Origin of the sequence: Thermodesulfovibrio sp. 3462-1 (assembly GCF_040451425.1) — a bacterium.
GTDB lineage: Bacteria > Nitrospirota > Thermodesulfovibrionia > Thermodesulfovibrionales > Thermodesulfovibrionaceae > Thermodesulfovibrio > Thermodesulfovibrio obliviosus.
Genome location: NZ_CP144374.1, coordinates 154,133 through 173,773, shown reverse-complemented (window position 1 = coordinate 173,773; position 19,641 = coordinate 154,133). Strand labels below are relative to the sequence as shown.

At 35.3% G+C, this 19,641-nt stretch carries 14 protein-coding genes and 1 pseudogene; 8 read left to right on the top strand and 7 right to left on the bottom strand.

The features are described 5' to 3' along the window. Positions 1-4: 4 nt before the first annotated feature. From V4D31_RS00830 to V4D31_RS00800, 7 genes and pseudogenes are all read right to left on the bottom strand, one after another. Positions 5-1,453: pseudogene (locus V4D31_RS00830) on the bottom strand (DUF1156 domain-containing protein); the annotation flags it as partial. Beyond that, positions 1,450-4,785 carry a helicase-related protein gene (locus tag V4D31_RS00825; protein ID WP_353686353.1) on the bottom strand — a complete coding sequence of 1,112 codons (3,336 nt, stop codon included), beginning with the start codon at positions 4,783-4,785 and terminating at the stop codon, positions 1,450-1,452. The gene V4D31_RS00825 and the pseudogene V4D31_RS00830, both read right to left, overlap by 4 nt. An 85-nt stretch (positions 4,786-4,870) precedes the next feature. Continuing rightward, entirely contained in the window at positions 4,871-6,838 is a 1,968-nt protein-coding gene (gene acs / locus V4D31_RS00820) for an acetate--CoA ligase (protein ID WP_353686352.1), read from the bottom strand. Between the two features lie 36 nt (positions 6,839-6,874). Further along, entirely contained in the window at positions 6,875-8,413 is a 1,539-nt protein-coding gene (actP, locus tag V4D31_RS00815; RefSeq protein WP_353686351.1) for a cation/acetate symporter ActP, read from the bottom strand. Next, positions 8,413-8,709, bottom strand: coding sequence for a DUF485 domain-containing protein (locus tag V4D31_RS00810; protein ID WP_353686350.1), 297 nt, complete (start codon positions 8,707-8,709; stop codon positions 8,413-8,415). The genes actP and V4D31_RS00810 overlap by 1 nt, the downstream gene beginning before the upstream one ends. A gap of 16 nt (positions 8,710-8,725) precedes the next feature. Next, on the bottom strand, positions 8,726-9,415 hold the full coding sequence (locus V4D31_RS00805; protein WP_353686349.1) for a 3'-5' exonuclease: 690 nt from the start codon (positions 9,413-9,415) through the stop codon (positions 8,726-8,728). 1 nt (position 9,416) lies between these two features. Beyond that, a complete protein-coding gene (locus tag V4D31_RS00800) occupies positions 9,417-11,321 on the bottom strand; it encodes a DUF294 nucleotidyltransferase-like domain-containing protein (protein ID WP_353686348.1) in 1,905 nt (634 codons plus the stop codon). 283 nt (positions 11,322-11,604) lie between these two features. On the opposite strand from V4D31_RS00800, the gene V4D31_RS00795 reads away from it, so the two are divergent. Genes V4D31_RS00795 through V4D31_RS00760 form a run of 8 tightly spaced genes read left to right on the top strand, consistent with a single transcriptional unit; the run spans position 11,605 to position 19,639 of the window. Beyond that, positions 11,605-11,865 carry a hypothetical protein gene (locus V4D31_RS00795; RefSeq protein ID WP_353686347.1) on the top strand — a complete coding sequence of 87 codons (261 nt, stop codon included), beginning with the start codon at positions 11,605-11,607 and terminating at the stop codon, positions 11,863-11,865. A 47-nt stretch (positions 11,866-11,912) separates the two neighbouring features. After that, complete coding sequence (locus V4D31_RS00790) at positions 11,913-13,547, top strand: transglutaminase domain-containing protein (RefSeq protein WP_353686346.1); 1,635 nt, start codon at positions 11,913-11,915, stop codon at positions 13,545-13,547. After that, complete coding sequence (locus V4D31_RS00785) at positions 13,547-14,218, top strand: ABC transporter permease (RefSeq protein ID WP_353686345.1); 672 nt, start codon at positions 13,547-13,549, stop codon at positions 14,216-14,218. The genes V4D31_RS00790 and V4D31_RS00785 overlap by 1 nt, the downstream gene beginning before the upstream one ends. Then, the gene (locus tag V4D31_RS00780; protein WP_353686344.1) at positions 14,215-14,844 is read left to right on the top strand and encodes an ATP-binding cassette domain-containing protein; all 630 of its coding nucleotides are present in this window, start codon (positions 14,215-14,217) and stop codon (positions 14,842-14,844) included. Before V4D31_RS00785 ends, V4D31_RS00780 begins: the two co-directional genes overlap by 4 nt. After that, positions 14,831-15,721, top strand: coding sequence for an MlaD family protein (locus V4D31_RS00775; RefSeq protein ID WP_353686343.1), 891 nt, complete (start codon positions 14,831-14,833; stop codon positions 15,719-15,721). Before V4D31_RS00780 ends, V4D31_RS00775 begins: the two co-directional genes overlap by 14 nt. After that, complete coding sequence (locus V4D31_RS00770; RefSeq protein ID WP_353686342.1) at positions 15,711-16,514, top strand: tetratricopeptide repeat protein; 804 nt, start codon at positions 15,711-15,713, stop codon at positions 16,512-16,514. The genes V4D31_RS00775 and V4D31_RS00770 overlap by 11 nt, the downstream gene beginning before the upstream one ends. Positions 16,515-16,530: 16 nt before the next feature. Continuing rightward, positions 16,531-17,574 carry a FecR domain-containing protein gene (locus V4D31_RS00765; protein ID WP_353686341.1) on the top strand — a complete coding sequence of 348 codons (1,044 nt, stop codon included), beginning with the start codon at positions 16,531-16,533 and terminating at the stop codon, positions 17,572-17,574. Next, on the top strand, positions 17,564-19,639 hold the full coding sequence (locus tag V4D31_RS00760) for an adenylate/guanylate cyclase domain-containing protein (RefSeq protein WP_353686340.1): 2,076 nt from the start codon (positions 17,564-17,566) through the stop codon (positions 19,637-19,639). Before V4D31_RS00765 ends, V4D31_RS00760 begins: the two co-directional genes overlap by 11 nt. Positions 19,640-19,641: the final 2 nt, after the last annotated feature.

Genomic DNA, 19,641 nt, shown 5'->3' with positions numbered 1-19,641 from the left:
GGGAGAGGACATTTATAATATAATTAAAAGATTCACTCCAGCTACCAGAAGAATTGCTAAAAGGATTTGTTTCCATAAAATCCCATGTCATAGGTAGTGCTTGCCTCCCAAATGTATGAGCAGGCATGGTTCTTAAAATATTCCATATACATAAAGTTGAATTATAGTCCGCAATTCTCCCTACTCCCAGACCCAAATAACTCACCACCACCTTTGCATATTCTTCATCATATCCTTCTTCAATCATCTTCTGATGCGCCTGCCTCACCTTCTCCACAAAAGTAATCAGCGCAAGCTTCTGTCGGGAGTTGAAAAGGTCGCCCCATTTTAGCATCGCATATCGCTGAACCCGAAAACCAAGAGTTTCTTTAGGTGGCAAAGGTTCATCAGGCACAGGATCAATTCCCCACTCATCCATAAGTTTTGCTCTTTTTTCTTCAAGATATTTCTCCGCCTCCTTAAAAACCTCCAAATCCCTTTCAGTTGCCAACCTGTAAGTCTTTCCCTGCCTTTTGGCGTGGTGCAAAACCACCGCAACCATCCTCTGCCCTGCTTTTCCTTGCTGAAACAGTTTTCTGGTTGTTTTGTCATCAACTGTTGAACCGCAAACCAGACAATGAGCAATTGCCCTTGATACCGTCCCTTTTTCAGGTTCAAAATCTTTTGGAAAGACAGGCGAGGACGCCTGTCCTACTATTTCAAATTCAACCTTACCATTCTTTACAAAAGGTTTCAATGCAACTTTCTTATTATCCTTCTTTGCAAGCCAGAATTGACGCATAAGAGGGATTTCAGCTCCACAAGCAGGATTCTGACAGGGAACAGTTCTTGCCCAGATATAGCCCACAGGAATTGAACCATCTTCATCGGAAGGATAAAATCTTCCAATCTCTTTTCTTGCTTCCTCTAAAACCCAATTTCCCCATTTTTTCACATCCTCAAGCAACGGATTCTTTACTTCGCTTCCTTTTATCAAGCCCAAATCTTTGCTTACTTCTTTCAGCTTTCCATACTTCTGCGGATATTCAAGAGTGCATTTCAAAATCAAAACTGCCACAGGGTTATACTCAACTGCATGAACTTCACAACCAAGCCTTAAAGCTTCAAGAGGAATAGAGCCACCGCCAGAAAACGGATCGAGAACCCTTGGGACTTTGCCCCCATTTGCTTCTAAAATATCTTTTCTTGCTTTCTCAATAACAACTGGATTTAAAGAATTCTCCCATTTTGAAAGCTTGATAAGGAACTGCCATTTTTTATTCCATTCCGTAGGGTCTTCAGATGCAGCAGGAATTAGTGCGGCATAAGAAGTTGCTCTTGAAGATGCTAAAGGTCTTCTTGCCCACCAGATATGCAGCGTGGAAATATGCCCATGCCTTATGTTCTTTTCCCTTGCTGATTCCTCGCTTACTTCTTTAACAGGAAAACTTACTTCTATGAATGTTTTCTTCATGCCTTCACCCCTTTATTCTTCCATTCCTCTAACGACACTACAAACCTCACAACCTCAACCTTCTCATGCACATTTAAATTCTCAGCTGGATTATTTATTACAGTCAAAACAGGATTTGAAACTGCATTGGAAACAACATAAAGCCAGTATTGCTCTTTAAATCTTTTTGCTTTAAACCATTCGTTAGGTGTTAATGCCACTTCACCTTCATCCCGTCTTGCTTTTACTTCTATATACCTTGTCTGTCCGTTGCCACTGCCTGCGCCAAGGCTTTGGCAGGCAGGCTTTGACCTAATATCAAAGCCAAGGTTCTCCTTTGAAACATCCTCAGGCTGTCTGCCCTGAGATAGTTCATATTCCATTGCTATTTTCATTCCGATTTTTTCAATCTCTTCATCAGAAACCATTTCTGCTTTTGCAGGTTTTACATATATTGCTCCAACAAACCTTGGCATAGATACCACAAGATTGGTTTCCTGTTCTATGCTTTTATGAAGATTCTTCAGTGCCTGTTCATAATGCTTTTTTCTTTCTTCTTTATTTCTTATGACAACATCAACTTTTTCCCCTCTATCCTGTCTTTCATAAAGTTCTACGAGATCTGCATCAAGCTCGTTTATGAGATATTGAAGAGATGTAACTCCATATTTATTTTTTATATCAGCCTGCCTCTGTCTTTCCTTAAGGATTTCTTCCTTGTAGGATTTAAGGGCTTCATAGGCAAAGTCTTTGAGCTGGTCTTTTTTATTATTGAGTATTTCAAATTGATTATTTGCTTTTGCCGGGACAAGATCCCATATAATTGATGGATTAAGCTCTTTTATTTGTTTTCCATCATCATATAAAGCTATTAATTTTTTCCCTGCTACATCACGCTTACCATCTTTTATTTCTCCTTCGTAAAAATATACATAACCGTTAAGCCTTCCTTCAGGGTCTTCAAAAACAGCTCCCTGATGAAGACTTCCAAGATACTCTTTTTTAACCCACTCAAGCAATGCTTCAAAAAGAGGATGTCCAAAAGAAACAAATTCAACTTCAGGATTTTTAAAGGCTATGTCCTTGTCAAAAGTTATCTTTGGATAGGAAGACATTATTAATCCAAATTTATTTTTAAAATTAGTATCACTGGCAATCTGTTTTATCTCATAAGGAATAAGCTCTATACTTAAAAATCCGTCTTTTCGTTTTTTATATTTTCCACCAGCTTTTTCAAAAGCTTTCTTAAAATATTCCTCCACATACTCAGGTATGAGCCTCAGCTCTTTTGCTTTCTCTGCCATTTCTTTAATTCTTGTGTAGTCAATGTGTCTGGTTGCAAGGCTTTCACCAAGCACTTCCTTAATCTCTCTTATGTAATTTTCATCTATCTTGATGTCAATTTCTTTTATGATCTCATCTATTGTTTTTGCCTGAGTTATTGCATCAACTATAAGTTGATAAAGATTTTTTCCGTAAAATACATCACCAATTATGTCAAACACTTTATCTGTGCCAAGAGCTTCTTTTATTTCATCAAGTTTATCAAAGAGTTTTGAGAAAACCTCTCCTTCACGAGTATCTTCAGCAACAAGATTAAACATAAACACGTCCTTGTTCTGTCCGTATCTATGAATTCTTCCTATTCTCTGCTCAAGTCTGTTTGGATTCCATGGAATATCATAATTAATCATTATGTGACAGAATTGAAGATTTATACCCTCACCTGCTGCTTCTGTAGCAACCATCACCTCTGTCTGATTTTTAAATATCTTTTCAGCTTCAATCCTTTGCTCAAGAGCCATTCCACCATGAATAAAGTTGACAGAGTAGCCCCAGGATTTTATCTTTTTATAAAGGTAATCCATTGTGTCTTTAGATTCAGTAAAAATGATAATCTTTTTGTTTCCATTGATTTCCTCTATTTTCTTGAAACCTTCTTTTATTGCCTCTCTGAGTTGTTTTAGCTTGACTTCCTCTTCATTCCTTATAAGTTCTTCTGATAGGTTTATCAACTCATTTAAGATTTGAATCTCCATCTTTAATTCTTCTCTGTTTTTAGCAACACTCAGGGTTTCCCAGTTGTTTTCTTCTTGCCATCTTTCTGCTTCTTCGTAGTCTTCATAGTCTTCATATTTGTCCATATTTATAAAAACAACCTCTGGCTTAATATCAGACAATTGCTCAAGCTTTTGTTTTCTTCTTCTTAAAGAACAGTTGAGAGCATAGATGCTTGATGCAAGCCTTCTCTGTAAAATAACAAGAGCAAATGCGACATTTTTTCTCTTGTCTGACTGTATTGCCTTGTTGTATTGCGATAAAACATATTCAGAAACCTTATTGTAAAGAATCTTTTCTCTCTCAGATAGTCTAAATTTAAGTGTTTTTGCATAACGGTTAGTGAAAAGAGGTTTACCTTCAAAATCTCTAAGGTCTTCTTTAAGCCTTCTTATAAACAGAGGATTTTCGCTTTTTTGTATTGATTCCTGAACCATCTCTGTGGTAGCAAAAAATCCAGGTTCTAAAAGGTCAAGCAAAAGTCTATAGTTTTCAGGATCGCCCTTGTGAGGTGTAGCTGTTAAAAATAGAAAATGTTTTGTATTTTTTGATAAAACTTCACCTACTTTATATCTATGTGTTTTTGATACTCGGTTTGCATAACTGTATGCAGCCATTTTATGAGCTTCATCAGCAATCACTAAATCCCAGTGAATAGTAGTTAGAGTTTTTAAAATATCTTCCTGTCTTAAAAAATCAATTGAAGTTATAATCTGATTTTCTCTTTCCCATATATTTTCTCCATAATGGGCATCCATTACCTGACGAGTTACCACTGTAAAGGTCTCTTGAAATTTTTCTTTAAGCTCTCGCCTCCACTGATCTTTAAGATGTCCAGGCACTACAATAAGTATGCGATTGATTATTCCTCTTAGTTTAAGTTCTTTAACAATCAATCCTGCCATTATGGTTTTACCAGCACCAGGGTCATCAGCTATTAAAAACCTTATCTTTGGTAATTTGAGCACATAACCATAAACAGCCTCTATTTGAAAAGGAAGAGGATCAATTTTGGAGATATTCATTGCTAAAAAAGGGTCAAAAAGCGAAGCATAACAAAAACGCAAATACTCAATAGCCAGGAATACTTCCTCAGCATTACCTGTAAAGGTAAGTAAAAAATCTTTAGTTTTTATCTTTTTCACTTCATCATAAGGGATTATATCATCTACATGAGAGCGTGAATAAAGAGTAGAACCAATTATGTTAAGACCATTGCTTCTTTCTTCAATCTTTTTAATTTCAACAGGTTCTGGCCAAAAGGGTGCTTCAACTATTGAACCTTCTTTTAACATTATGAAAATGTTATCAAATCGAGGGAATTTTTTCAATGAAAAAAGTAGTGGGGTAACTTGAAATTACCCCACTACTTTTGAAATATTATTTTCGGCCAGAAACTAATTCCTCTACAACAGAAGGATCTGCAAGAGTGGATGTATCGCCAAGCTCTTCAATTGAACCTGAGGCTATTTTCCTTAAGATTCTTCTCATAATTTTACCACTTCTTGTTTTTGGAAGTCCTCCTGCAAACTGGATTTTATCTGGTGTAGCAATGGGTCCTATCATCTGCCTTATATGAGAAATCAGTAATTTTTCCAAATCCTTTGATGGTTCATATCCTTCTTTTAAAACAACATAAACATAAATTCCTTCACCTTTTATTTCATGAGGGAATCCTACGACAGCAGCCTCTGCAACTGCAGGATGAGCAACCAGAGCAGATTCGACCTCTGCTGTTCCTATTCTGTGACCAGATACATTTATAACATCATCAATTCTTCCCATTAGCCAGTAATCTCCATCTTCATCAACTCTGGCTCCATCTCCTGTAAAGTATTTTCCTGGAAATCTTGAGAAATAAACTTCTTTGATTCTCTTATTTTCAGGATCTCCCCATGTTCCTCTAAGCATTCCTGGCCATGGTTTTTCAATTACAAGATATCCTCCTTCATTAACCCCTGCAGGAGAACCATCTTCCTTAAGCACTTTTGGAACAACTCCAAAAAATGGCCTTGTAGCTGAGCCAGGTTTAAGAGTCATTGCCCCAGGTAAAGGTGTAATCATAAATCCGCCTGTCTCAGTCTGCCACCATGTATCAACTATAGGGCAACGCTGTCTTCCCACATGGTTGTAATACCACATCCATGCCTCTGGATTAATTGGTTCTCCAACTGTTCCAAGGATTCTCAAACTTGAAAGATCATATTTGTAGGGCCACTGCTGTCCTTCTCTCATGAGTGCTCTGATTGCTGTAGGTGCTGTATAAAATATGTTTACTCTATGTTTTTCAACAATTTCCCAAAATCTACCAGGATTTGGATATGTGGGAACACCTTCAAACATAAGAGATGTTGCTCCAGCACTCAATGGACCATAAACAATATAACTATGTCCTGTTACCCATCCAATGTCTGCTGTACAAAAAAATGTTTCTTCAGGTTTATAGTCAAAAACCCACTTGAAGGTGATATTTACATAAACTAAGTATCCACCTGTAGTATGAAGAACTCCCTTTGGTTTTCCTGTTGAACCCGATGTGTAAAGTATAAAAAGAGGATCTTCCGCATCCATCACTTCTGGTTCACAATAATTGCTAATTTCAGGATCATTCATAAGGTCATGCCACCAAAAATCTCTTTGAGGGTCCATATCAACAAAATTTGGTGTTCTTTTAACAACTATGACTTTTTCTATAGATGGTGTTCCTTCCAATGCCTGATCAGTATTTGCTTTTAAGGGAACAATTCTTCCACCTCTTACTCCCTGATTCGCTGTTATTAAAATTTTTGCTCCGCAGTCATTGATTCTGTCTCTGAGAGACTGAGCTGAGAATCCTGCAAATACAACACTGTGAATTGCTCCAATCCTTGCGCAGGCAAGCATTGTAATTGGAAGCTCAGGTATCATGGGAAGATAAACAGCTACTCTGTCGCCCTTTTTTATCCCCAATTTTTTTAAAACATTGGCAAATCTGTTGACTTCTCTGTAAAGTTGCCAGTAGGTATAAGTCCTTACTTCTCCATCGTCTGCTTCCCATATGAGGGCTGCTTTGTTTCTTAAAGAATCAAGATTACGGTCAAGGCAGTTGTAGGATACATTGAGCTTTCCATTTATAAACCACTTTATATACGGCTTATTAAAATCGTAATCAAGGACTTTATCCCACTTTTTATACCATGAAATATTTTGCTCTGCTATCTCTGCCCAGAAACCTTCAGGATCTTCTACTGACCTTTTATATATTGCCTCATACTCAGCCATGCTTTTAATATAAGCTTTTTCTGAAATTTCTTTTGGTGGAGGAAATGTCCTCTGCTCTTTAAGTAATACATCAATCCCTTGTGTCATAGTTTTACCTCCCTTTTTTCTATTGATTTTAACATTTTATTCTGCTCCAACTCCAATGTAGGATCTAATTTTTTCAGATTCAAATTTTGCCTCAGCTTCTTTTTCTTGTGTTAAAAGAGATACTAAAATACCAATAGCAAAGGAAGCAAAGAAAGAAACTATCCCCGGATTTTTTAGTGGAAATATTGGCTGAGGATTTTTAAGAATATCAACCCATACAGTAGGGCTTAAAATGATTAAAACCACACTCAAAATCAACCCTGTATAAATGCTCCATACAGCTCCAGTGGTTGTAAACTTTCTCCAGAAAATTGACATTAGCAATGCTGGGAAATTTGCAGAAGCAGCTACAGCAAAGGCTAATCCTACCATGAAAGCTACATTCTGACCTTTGAATACTATACCGAGAATTATAGCAAGTACGCCAAGACATAAAGTAGCAATCTTAGCTGCTCTTACTTCTTGTTTTTCATCTGCCTTTCCTCTTTTAACAACACCAACATAAATGTCATGAGATACTGCTGAAGCACCTGCTAAGGTCAAACCAGCAACCACTGCAAGTATTGTTGCAAAAGCAACAGCAGCTAAAAATCCAAGGAAAATTTCTCCACCCAGTGCCTCTGCTAAAAGAGGAGCTGCCATGTTGCCACCTTTGTCAATTTTACTTATAATTTGTTGTCCTACTAATGCAGCTGCGCCAAAACCTATTGTAAATGTGAGGATATAAAAATATCCAATGAATCCTGTTGCGTAAAATACTGATTTTCTTGCCTCTTTAGCATCTGGAACAGTGTAAAATCTCATGAGTATATGAGGCAGCCCTGCAGTTCCAAACATCAAAGCAATTCCAAGAGATATTGCATCAATTGGATTTTTTATTAAGCCACCAGGCTGAACAAATTTATCTCCATACTTTGCTGTGACCGTTGAAAATAGTTCAACATAATTGAAACCAAACTTATAAAGAGTGAGCAAAACCAGCAAAGTAGCACCACCTAATAGTAAAAAAGCTTTTATAATCTGAACCCATGTAGTAGCAAGCATCCCACCAAAAAGAACATAGGCTATCATAAGACAACCTACAATTATTATGGCAACCTCGTAGGGTAGACCAAACATAAGCTTTATCAATGAGCCTGCACCAACCATTTGCGCAATGAGATAAAAAAGCACTGTTATTAAAGCTCCTGTTGCTGCTGCTGTTCTTATTGGTCTTTGCTTAAGTCTGTAAGCAACAACATCTGCAAAAGTATATTTACCGAGATTTCTTAATGGTTCTGCTATGAGGAACGTAACAATTGGCCAGCCAACAAGCCAACCCACTGCATAAATTAATCCATCGTATCCTTTAAGGGAGACCAATCCAGCTATTCCAAGAAAGCTTGCAGCAGACATGTAGTCTCCAGCCAGAGCTAAACCATTTTGTAATCCTGTTATACTTCTTCCTGCTGCGTAAAATTCTGTTGTTGTTCTTGTTCTTTTTGCAGCCCAATAGGTAATGTAAAGGGTTATTGATACAAATAAAAGAAAGAAAAATATACCTGTTAAAGTTGGTTGTCCTAAAACTGTTTGCATTATTCACCTCCTAATTTTTCTTTAATTTCTGCTACTTTTTGATCATATTTCTTGTTTGACCATGCTACATAAATTCCTGTAAAAATCCACGAAATAACTATTACTCCGATTCCAATTGGAATACCCACAGTAACTGGTCCATAGATTTTCTGACCGAGGAACTCTTTGCTGTAAGCTATAAGCAGAACAAAACCAAAATAAACAACTAACTCAGCTATTGTAAGAATCAGAGAAATCGCATTTTTACTTCTTACAAGACTTTTGAATTCCGTTGAATTCAAAATTTTTTCATTCATCTTGAATCCCTCCTTCTTAAAATTGAAATGTTTGATTTTTATTAACTCCCATATATCCGGATATATTGGGATTGCCTATGTCCATAATTTCCTGGAGTGTATAAATCTTAATATTTCCAAGCAATGTTACAAGCTTTTGAAAAACTTGAGCAGTAATAAATGCGTCAGATAAAGCATCATGTAATTGTTTTGGTTCAATCCCGAGTGATAAAGCAACATCTTTTAATGAATTGTTTTTTAAAAAACTTTCAGGTAATAAACCCTTCTGAATAAGCCAACTATAAATGCAAAATGTATCTATCGATACAGGCTCGTAGAGTTGTTTAAGATATTCGCGAATAGCTTTTTTTAAAAAAGCAATATCAATTGATACACAATGCCCTACAATTACTGAATTCTTTACAAAGGAAAGATATTCTCTTAATATCGGAGATATTTCTGGACAGACTTCCAGCTCTGTTGGTGTAATTTCATGAACCAATATACTGTCTTTTTTTACAAAACTCTCTGGTTTTATAGTTCTGTAAAATATCTCTCCTATTTTTATGGATTTACCTTTCATTTTTATACACCCTATTGCAATAATGGTATCTTTCATTTCACTAAGCCCTGTAAGCTCTGTATCAACAACTGTAAACTCTGTATCAGCAATTGATACTCCTTTGTATTCAGGAATTTTTCTCTTTTTCTTAAAAATTGAAAACATTTCAAATAATCATAAGCTTATATTTTTCAATTAAAATATCCTGCAGCCTTGATATAAGATGAAATGTATCTTTGAGCAACTTTTTTTCAAGATTGCTCAGTGTTTCCGGATTTATAAAATTATCTGGCATCTTTCCTTGAATTACCTGCTCATACTGATGCTTTATTCTTAAAAGCATCAGGAATTCAAATGCGTAAATTATTTCTTCTGCATAGTCTTTAACTACTGCGTGTTTATTTTTAAGTGCTTCAATTCTTTCTAAGGTAGAAGTCTCTCTTATGCCTTTTTCAAGGCTAAAAAGTCTAACAATATCAACAATTGGGGCAATGCCTTTTATTTTTATATTAAGCTTGTCTTTATGTTCTCCGCTTTTTTCAACTACAAAAGTTTTGAAAAATCCTAAGGGAGGCTTGTTTTTTACAGCAAGATTTGCAAGATAACCTAAAAAAACTCGCTGGTCTTTAACGATATTTAAAAGATAGTCCTTGAGAGATTCTTCAAGAGAAAAATCTCCATAAATAGCTCTAAAATCAAAAAATATATTGGAAAGAGTTATTGATTCTCCTTTTGGTGTGTATACCCACTGTGAAAAGTATTTTTTCCAGACTTTAATAGGCTGACACCATCTTGGATTGCTTGCCATAATGTCTCCTGGACATGCTGGAAATCCGCATTTAAGAAGATTTTCTTTAACATAGCTCGTAAATTCAAGAAAATATCTTCTTATTGATTCTTCCTGTCCTGCTGGTGGTTCTGCATAAATTAAAGCATTGTCCTGGTCAGTTTTGAAGGTCTGCTCTTTTCTTCCTTCAGACCCGAGAGCTATCCAGCAGTAAGGAATTGGAGCAGGTCCAAATTCTCTTTCAGCAAATTGAATTATTTTTCTAACTATTCTGTCATTAATTTCCGCAATGATTCTTGTAATATTGCTCGCTTTTGCTCCTTGCTGAAGTAAATTCCCAACAAGATTAGTAATTTGTTTTGAAGCATTAATAATTCCCTCAATATTTTGCTGCATCTCTATATCTCTTACTATTGTCACTGGAGAAAGACCTTGAAGCATCATGATGTCATGATTTGTAATTATTCCACTAACTTGACCATTTTTAATTACAAGAAGATGATGAATGTTATATTTGAGCATTCTGACAATTGCTTCAAAACAGTAATCCTTTGCATCAATTTTGATTATCGGAAAGCTCATTATGTTTTTAACAGGTTCATTAACATCTCTTGCAGCTGCAACTACCTTTCTTCTAAGGTCTTTGTCTGTTATTATTCCAACAGGAATTCCTTCAGAATTCATTATAATGAGAGAGCTTATTCTATTTTCACACATTATCCCAGCAGCTTCTCTTATTGGAGTATGCTCTGGTATGGAAATAACATTTTTGGATGCGATTTCTTCAACACTGGTAGTAAAAAGAAGCTTATCAACTGTGCCTGTTAAAGCTCGTTTTGAAGTTTCTTCAGCATATTTTTTATCAAGATATATATTCATAAAAGACTTCAGATAAAAATCTCTTACTTCAGGATATTTGTTTATGAGATTCAGAATCGTATCTTTCGGAATTAGATAACAAATTGTATCATCTATAGCAACAACATTGGCTCGGGATTTGTCTCCACTTATTAAAGATACAAAGCCGAATGAATCACCTTCACTTCGAAAATCAATTGTTACTTCTTCTGCATTAGCTCGTCTGTAAACTTTTACTCCACCTTTTTTTATAATGTAAAGAAATTCGCTCGGTGAACCATCTTGAATGAGTATATAGGTGCCCTTTGGATAGTACTCCATAGAGGTTTTAACTGCTACAGAGTTTATAATCTCTGTATCTAAAAACTCAAAGGGTGGAACATTTTTAAGAAATTCTATTGTATCTTCTATTATTTTGACCATCATTTTGTAATAAATGCAAAAAAAATGCCAAATTTAAAAAACTTTAAAATTCAGAGAGTTACAAAAAGACACCTTTTAAAAGGTTACGAAAAGTTACATTATAAAGTGTAGAAAAGTTACATTTTTCTTACTGTCATTCCAAGCACCTTTTTCTAAAAATAGTTCAAATGTTCAAGTGTTCAAGGGTTCAAATGTGAAAATTACCTTGAAGTTTTTAACGAAGTAGTATAAAATTTAGCATAGGCTTTTTAAAGCCTCAGCAAAAATTTTAAAAGGAGGTATTAAAATGGTAAGAAAGAAGGTTTACTTACTTGTTTTGATGGCTGCGATGATAACAGTGCTTATTATGGGTTATGCTGTTGCTCAGAATAAGGAGTTCAAGGCTGTAAGTTCTCATGAAAAAACTGATTATTGTCCTGTATCTCAAGGTGATACTCAAAAAGATGTGTTAAAAATTGCTGTCAAACCATGCACGCCTTCTGGATGGTGGTGCACCTCCAATAGCCAGTGCTGCAGCGGCAAATGCACAAATAATGTGTGTGATTAATCCAAAAACTGGGCAGGCTGATGCCTGCCCAATCAAATTGAAATTAGATGAAAAAATTTAAGATATTGATAACTTTAATAATTTTTGTAAGCTTCCTTGTCAATGCATATAATGCTTTTTCAAAAACTCTTATTCTTGAAGGTTCTCTTCAAAGCAAAATCCAACTAATCCAGCAAATGCGTTTTGAAGTAACAAAGCCTCTTGAAAGCTTGAGTTTTAGATTTGCCCTTCCAAAAGATTTCACAAATAAGTTCGTGTCTCAGAGAATTGAAAGTCTTGATATAAAAATTGAGCCAGAGCCAGAAAAATTTGAAAAGGAAATTGATAGATATGGAAATCATTGGGGTATTGCAAGCTGGAGAAATCTCTATAAATCTGTAACAGTAACAGTAAGATTTGAAGTCTTTGTTGGATCTGAAATAAAAGCAGAGAATTCTCATGCAGAGTTTCCTTTAAAAAATATTCCAGAGTCAGAGAGACTTTTTCTAAAATCTACAGCATTGGTGCAATCAGAAAATCCTGAAATTATAAAACTTAGCCGTGCACTTACAGATAAAGCAACAACAGAATATGAAGCTGTAACAAGAATACTTAACTGGGTTGCTGACAATGTAAAATATACATATAATCCTCCCCATTTTGATGCTTTATGGACATTGAAAACAGGCAAAGGAAACTGTCAGAACTTTGCCCATCTTGCAGTAGCACTGCTAAGAGCATCTGGAATTCCTGCAAGAGTAGTTGGTGGCATATCTTTAAAAGAGTCGTGGAAAATTCCTCTTGGTAAAAGCTTTCTTGTTCAAAGCATGGGGCAGGGAGGACATGCATGGATTGAAATTTACTTTAGTGATCTTGGATGGCTAAGTTATGACCCTCAACAGTCAAAACAATTTACATCAACAAGACACATAAAACAAACCCACGCTCTTGAATCAGATGAAGTCAATGATACATGGAGAGCTTCTCCATACTTACCAGCATACAGTGAAACAGTTCAGGCAAAGTTTCTTTTTGATAAAATTCACATAGCACCTAAAGCTTCAGAGAATTATCCCAAATCTTATCTTTTAAGTAATAAAATGATAGTTAAAAAGGAAACAGAATTACAGCCTGCACCACCACCTCCTCCACCACCTCCATCACTGCCAAAAGAAAAAGTATTTGAATTCGGGAATATGGATTTCCCAAATCTCGTTGAACTATATCAGATTTCAGGAGACAAAGCAATGAAAATACTTGATAAGGAAACAGCAGAGTATGTTACATCAAAATATATCTATGCGCAGGCATTCAAAGTTGATGAACCATTAGAGATTGAAAAAATTTCACTTGCAATGAGAAAATTCGGTGGTGATGGAACTGTGTATGTTGATCTTGTATATGACGAAAACAGTAAGCCCGGACTTAAAGGTGTGAGATCAAATCCTGTATTTCTTGAAAGCATTCAGAAAAAACCAGGTTATTACTGGATTGATTTTACCTTCCCCGATAAGGTAAGGATAGAAAAAGGCAGATACTGGATAGTGCTAAGGCATTCTGGAGATGTGATTATGAATTGGTTTTTCATCCCGGGAAATCCCTACGGAGATGCTGATGATACCCGTTCAACTCTTAAAGGATACCGATGGGAAGATATTTTAAACTATGACTTTGTATTCAAAGTGAGGGCAAAAAGACAGTGATGTCACCTGTTAGAGAAGTTCTTTTACGACAGATATACTTCACAGGAATTCAGGCAGTTCCTGCAGTAACAATCTCAGGATTGTTAATAGGCTTTGTTATAGTTCTTCAAACAGCCTCAATAGCAGGTGTAGGCTCAAGCAATGTGATTGGTAAGATACTTTTATGGCTTGTTCTTAGAGAAATTGGTCCCTTTTTTACAGGACTTATAATTCTTGCAAGAAGTGGTTCTGCAATTGCTACAGAGCTTGCAACAATGAAACTTGGCAGAGAAATTGAGTATCTTGAAGCAATGGGAATAAAGCCTGAAGTTTATTTAATAAAATCAAGACTGTATGGGATGATATGTTCTGCTATTGTTCTTTCTTTATATTTTCAGCTTACAGCCTTGTTTGGGGGCATTTTTCTGGCAACTCTTATAAGTGGAGTTTCTTTTTCAGATTACGGAGATGCTATTGTATCAAAGTTTTCCTTTAAAGAAGTCGTTATATCTTTTACAAAGTCTTTTGTTTTCGGGTTTGCTATTGCTCTAATTTGTATGTGGCATGGGCTTTCTGTTATGAAAAGTCCCACTGAAGTGCCCCAGAGAGCAACAAAAGCTGTTGCTGGAAGTCTTTTTTCATTGTTTCTGCTTGATGTTATAATAGACTTTATTGCGAAAATTATTGAATGATAAAAGCTATTGATGTAACTGGTGAATTTATTAAAAAAGAAATGAACTTTGAGATTGAAAAAGGTTCAAAAACTGTTTTTATTTTTGAAAAGGAAGAGCAAGGAAATGAGTTTTTAAAAATCATTACAGGTATTAAAAATCCTGAAAAAGGAGAAATCATATTCATGGGAAAGAACCTGAAAGAAACAACAAGGGATAACCTTTTTAAATTAAGAAAAAAAACAGGAATTGTTTTCAAAACAGGAGGACTCATAAGTAATTTAAAGGCATGGGAAAATTTAATACTTCCTGCTCTTTATCATAAATTGGATGATGAGGAAAAAATTATTAAAAAAGGGATTGAATTACTTAGAAAACTTGAGTTTAAAAAAGAACCAATGAGCAGTGTTGCAGAGCTTACAAATTTTGAAAAAAGGATCATAGGAATTGCAAGGGCAGTTTTAATGAATCCTGAAATCATTATCTTGGAATATCCCCTTTATGGACTTGAAGAATCAAAGAAAAAGTGGCTTATTGAGAAAATACAGGAATTGGCAGGTAGTAAAACACTGCTTTACATTCTTGATTCAGAAAGAGAAAGTTTATTAATTGAAAAGGCAGATTTAATTAAATATGCAGAAAATTAATCAGACAGATCCAAGATTTGTTTTTCTCAAAAGTAAAGTTTTTCTATTTATTGCAATAGCTCTCACAGGAATGAGCATCCTTCTTTTTTTCGTTGCAAAAAAGACAGAACTATTTATAAAGACAGAAAACTTCTACTTTATGACAACAAAGGCAACAGGACTTTACAATGGCATGCCTGTTAAAGTATCAGGATTCAAAATTGGAAGAGTTAAAGATATGCAACTTCAGGATAATGGGTTTGTAAAAGTAGTCCTTTCCATAGAAAAAAATCATGCTAAATGGTTCAAGGAAGGCACAGTGGCAATTTTTGACAAGGAGGGATTTATTGGTGAGTCTTACATTGAAATTTTGCCTGGAGACGGAAAGCCTCTAAAGCCAGGTCAATCAATAAAGTTTTTCAAGCAGGCTGGGATTGAAGAGATTGCAGGAGAACTCAAGGGAGAGATTTCCGAGATTCTTCAGGGTATAAAGGAAACGATAAACTATATCAATGAACCACAGGGTAACATCAAAAAAAGCATTGAAAACATTGAGAAAATATCCAGAAATTTAATAGAGACCACAGAGCAAATTAACAGGCTTGTTAGAGAGCTTAACAGGAAAACACCTGAAATAGCTGATAAATCAGAAAAAACAATACAGGAACTTACTGATCTTATAAAATCTCTTCAAAAACTTTCTCAAGAACTTAATGAAACAGCAACAGCAATTAGAGAAGTAACAAAGGAGGACTTACCCATAATGGTTGAAAAGGCAAAAAAAAGCATGCAGGACATTGATGATATACTTCAGAGCATAAAAGGGCTATGGCCCATAAGAGAAGGAATTAAAAGACAGGAAATAAAGCCTGTAGAGGCAGATACCTATGAAAAATAGATTGAAAAGTTCAGGAGTAATTCTTTTATTCTTTTTCATCATTCAGGGATGCTATAAAGCACCTATTGAGCAACCTTACAGGATAACAGAGTTGAATAATTTGATTCTACAGGCAAATAAAGCCTTTGAAAGAGGACAAAATGAAAGAGCAAAACATCTTTACACAGAGGCTTTAAAAAAATCCCGTTTAATTCAGGATGACAATGCCACTGTCATAATTTTAATAAGTCTGTCAAGGCTTTATACATCAGAGGACCAGATAAAGGAGGCTAAAAAATTTATTGACACAGCAATAGAGCTTTCCAGGAAAGCATCTTTACCCGAGGATACCATTGAAGAGCTTGATTTTGAAAGGGCAAGAATAGGCTTTATTGTCAATGAGGATGCGGAAGAGCTCTTAAGAAAACTCATTTTTTCAAAGTTCCCCATCATAAGGATAAAATCATTAAATCTTCTTGCAAGAGTTAAGATAAAGCAAAATAAAAATGATGAAGCTGAAAAATTACTCAATGAAGCAATTGAAATTAACCAGAAAATAAGCAGAATTGAAGCGGCAAATTCATTAAGACTTCTTGGCATTGTTTATTCAGATAGGGACAAAAAAAGAGCAGAAAGCTATCTTCTTAGAGCACTGGAAATTGACAGAGAACTGGCAATTCCGAAAAAAATAGCTCTTGATATGCAAACTCTTGCCATTTTTTATGAAAAAATTGGTGACCGGGAAAAAGCAAAAGAATATTTTATGAAAGCCCACGAAATCTGGAAAGGACTTAACAAAGATGATGTTGAGTAAAAAACAGGAGGTAGTTATGAAAGCAGTAATTTTTGTTATTTTATCAATATTTTATTTATCAGCAATTGCCTATGGAGCAATTGGAGAGATTGAAAAAATTGAAGGAAATGTTCTTTACAGAGAGCACTCAGGTATTCCCTATAAAAAAGCAAAAGCAGGGCTATTGTTAAACTCTGGTTCCTGGATAAAAACAGAGCCAAAAAGCTGGGTAAGTTTAAAACTCAGCGATGGAAGTAAGTTTACTCTTTCTGATAACACGGAACTTGAGATTTCAGAGTATTTGCTTGAAAGAGGCAGAAAAAGCGGGGTTTTTTATGTAACTCAGGGTAAAATAAGAGCAACCGTTGTAAAACTTGCAGGACAGACAACAAACTTCAGGGTTAAGACTCCCACAGCAGTGGCAGGAATAAAAGGAACAGAATTTATGATGCTTGCAAAAGGACAGGCTAATGTATTTTTCGGCAATGAAGATACAGCATACATCTCAGGATATGATACAGTTGAAAAACCTCTCCAACCTGATACAATGATTGAAAATACAAGAGGACTTACTCCTACAGAGCCTGTAAAAGTAGAAAAAGGCACACTTCTTTATGATGCAAAGATAGGACTTTCACAGATTACAGGAGCAACTGCACCGAAAGAATGGGAGATTTCAGGTGAATTGCCAAATATAATTGCAAGATGGAATATAAATTATGGACATTATCTTGTTGATGCCGGGAAATATGAAGAAGCACTTTATGTATTTCAGATAGCTCTTGACCTGAGTGATAATTCAGGAATAAGAGCAGATGCAAGGCTTGAAAGAGGAGCTGTTTATTCAAGATTTTTAAAAAATCATGAAGCTACACTGGCTGAATATCTGCTTGTGCTTGAGGAGTATCCAGAGCTTTCTCAGGCTGAAACAGCACTTTATCTTGCTGGAATTACTCTTTATGAAATGGGGTTTAAAAAGCAGGCAAAACAAAGGCTTCTTCAGTATAAAAAGGAGTATCCTGATGGAAAATATTTGACAAATATAGAGACAATTTTGAAACTCCTTGAATATGAAAAGTAAACTTTTGATTTTTCTGTGCATTGGCTTTGTTTCAGCTTTCATTGTTTCTTTTTTATACATTTTAAAGATTGATTTTTTAACATCACTTGACCTGAAACTTAAAGATGTAAGGTTCCGTCTCAGGAGAAATCTGGAGCCTGATAAAAGAGTTTTAATTGTTGCCATAGATTCAAAAAGCATTGACAGACTTGGAAGATGGCCCTGGGACAGAAAAATAATCGCAAAATTAATAGAAAATCTTAAAAAAGCAAAAGTCATTGCCCTTGATATTGTTTTTTCCGAAGTCTCCAGTCCTCAGTCTGACAGAATTCTCTCTGACGCAGTAAATAAAAATGCGATTGTGGGATATTATTTCAGAGATGATGAAACATATATCAATCCCGTATCTTATGAAAATCTTAGACAATCAAGAATAAAAATAATCAAAACAGAGGAAGATGTAAAAACCTTGCCAGTCCGAGAATTTTCCTATGCAGAGCTTAACATTCCCTCAATAAAAGCTCAGGGGGGTTTTTTCAATATTCTCTCCGACAATGATGGAGTTTACAGACAAATAAATCTGCTCGCTCTTTACAATGGAGAGCTTTATCCCCATCTTGCACTTAAAGCAGTCTCTCAATTTAAAGATGCGCCAATCATTGTTGAATTAGCTCAATATGGAATAAAAAGCATAAAAATTGGATATGAAACCGTGCCTGTTAATGAATCTGGCAGTCTTACGCTTAACTATTATGGAAAGGCTGGCACATTTAAAACATTGTCAGCAGTTGATGTTATGGATGGGAAGGTGCAGATTCCTGAGGACTCAATAATTTTTATTGGTGCCACAGAAATAGGCATCGCTGACATTCGTAGTACTCCAGTGGATCCTGTTATGCCTGGAGTTGAAATATCTGCAACCGCTGTATCAAATATCCTTAAAAAGCAGTATTTGATATACAATGCATGGGTTACACTGATTGATATTTTATTTATCACAGTGCCTGCAATTTTGTTAAGCTTTATTTTTACCAGAGTATCAAGAACTTTTCTTTCACTCAGCATCTTTATGGCTTTTTCGTTTTTAACATATCTTGTCAATCTTTTTATATTCAAAAATTACTTTTTAAATCTCTCGTTAATTTATCCTTTTGCTGCTCTTTCTTTGTGTTATGTGCTTTCAGAGGCATACAGAAATTTAATAATTGAGAAAAAAAGCAGGTTTCTTAAAAAAGCCTTCTCAAGCTATGTCTCACCCGAACTTGTTAACATAATAATGAAAAATCCTTATGCATTAAAGCTTGGCGGAGAAAAAAGAACAATAACTGTGCTTTTTTCAGATATAAGAGGTTTTACTACACTTTCAGAGCAACTTGAACCTGAAAAACTCGTAATGTTTCTTAATAGTTATCTTGACCCAATGACAAAGATTGTTCTTAAACACAGAGGGATGCTTGATAAATATATTGGTGATGCCATAATGGCAATATATAACGCGCCGGTTGAACTTCCTCAACATGCACAGCAGGCTGTGCTTTCAGCATTAGAGATGATACAGGAACTTAAAGCTTTAAATGAAAAGTTTAAAAAAATTGGTTTTCCTGAGATAGACATTGGAATAGGAATAAACACAGGAGAGGCAGTAATAGGAAATATGGGCACAGATATGAGATTTGACTACACTGCCATTGGAGATTCAGTAAATTTAGCATCAAGGCTTGAAGGATTAAATAAATTTTATGGAACAAAAATAATAATAAGTGAAAGCACTTTCAATGCTTTAAAACAGAAAGAAAAGTTTATTACAAGAGAACTTGATCTGATAAGGGTTAAAGGTAAAAAGGAACCTGTAAAGATATATGAAGTTGTGGAAAACACTGCTTTTGAGCCTGCCATAAAAGATTTTGAAAAAGCTTTAAATCTTTACAGAAATTGCAGGTTTAAAGAAGCGATGGAAATATTTAGCTATATTAAAGAAAAATTTAATGATAAAGCTTCTGTTGTTTATGAAGAAAGATGCAAGCACTATCTTCAGAATCCTCCTGCATCAGACTGGGATAAAGTTTACACCGCCAGAGAAAAGTAATA

Coding starts and splice junctions, on each gene's coding strand:
- V4D31_RS00825 (WP_353686353.1), bottom strand. CDS start 4,785: ATGTTAAAAGAAGGTTCAATAGTTGAAGCACCCTTTTGGCCAGAACCT.
- acs (WP_353686352.1), bottom strand. CDS start 6,838: ATGACACAAGGGATTGATGTATTACTTAAAGAGCAGAGGACATTTCCT.
- actP (WP_353686351.1), bottom strand. CDS start 8,413: ATGCAAACAGTTTTAGGACAACCAACTTTAACAGGTATATTTTTCTTT.
- V4D31_RS00810 (WP_353686350.1), bottom strand. CDS start 8,709: ATGAATGAAAAAATTTTGAATTCAACGGAATTCAAAAGTCTTGTAAGA.
- V4D31_RS00805 (WP_353686349.1), bottom strand. CDS start 9,415: ATGTTTTCAATTTTTAAGAAAAAGAGAAAAATTCCTGAATACAAAGGA.
- V4D31_RS00800 (WP_353686348.1), bottom strand. CDS start 11,321: ATGATGGTCAAAATAATAGAAGATACAATAGAATTTCTTAAAAATGTT.
- V4D31_RS00795 (WP_353686347.1), top strand. CDS start 11,605: ATGGTAAGAAAGAAGGTTTACTTACTTGTTTTGATGGCTGCGATGATA.
- V4D31_RS00790 (WP_353686346.1), top strand. CDS start 11,913: ATGAAAAAATTTAAGATATTGATAACTTTAATAATTTTTGTAAGCTTC.
- V4D31_RS00785 (WP_353686345.1), top strand. CDS start 13,547: ATGTCACCTGTTAGAGAAGTTCTTTTACGACAGATATACTTCACAGGA.
- V4D31_RS00780 (WP_353686344.1), top strand. CDS start 14,215: ATGATAAAAGCTATTGATGTAACTGGTGAATTTATTAAAAAAGAAATG.
- V4D31_RS00775 (WP_353686343.1), top strand. CDS start 14,831: ATGCAGAAAATTAATCAGACAGATCCAAGATTTGTTTTTCTCAAAAGT.
- V4D31_RS00770 (WP_353686342.1), top strand. CDS start 15,711: ATGAAAAATAGATTGAAAAGTTCAGGAGTAATTCTTTTATTCTTTTTC.
- V4D31_RS00765 (WP_353686341.1), top strand. CDS start 16,531: ATGAAAGCAGTAATTTTTGTTATTTTATCAATATTTTATTTATCAGCA.
- V4D31_RS00760 (WP_353686340.1), top strand. CDS start 17,564: ATGAAAAGTAAACTTTTGATTTTTCTGTGCATTGGCTTTGTTTCAGCT.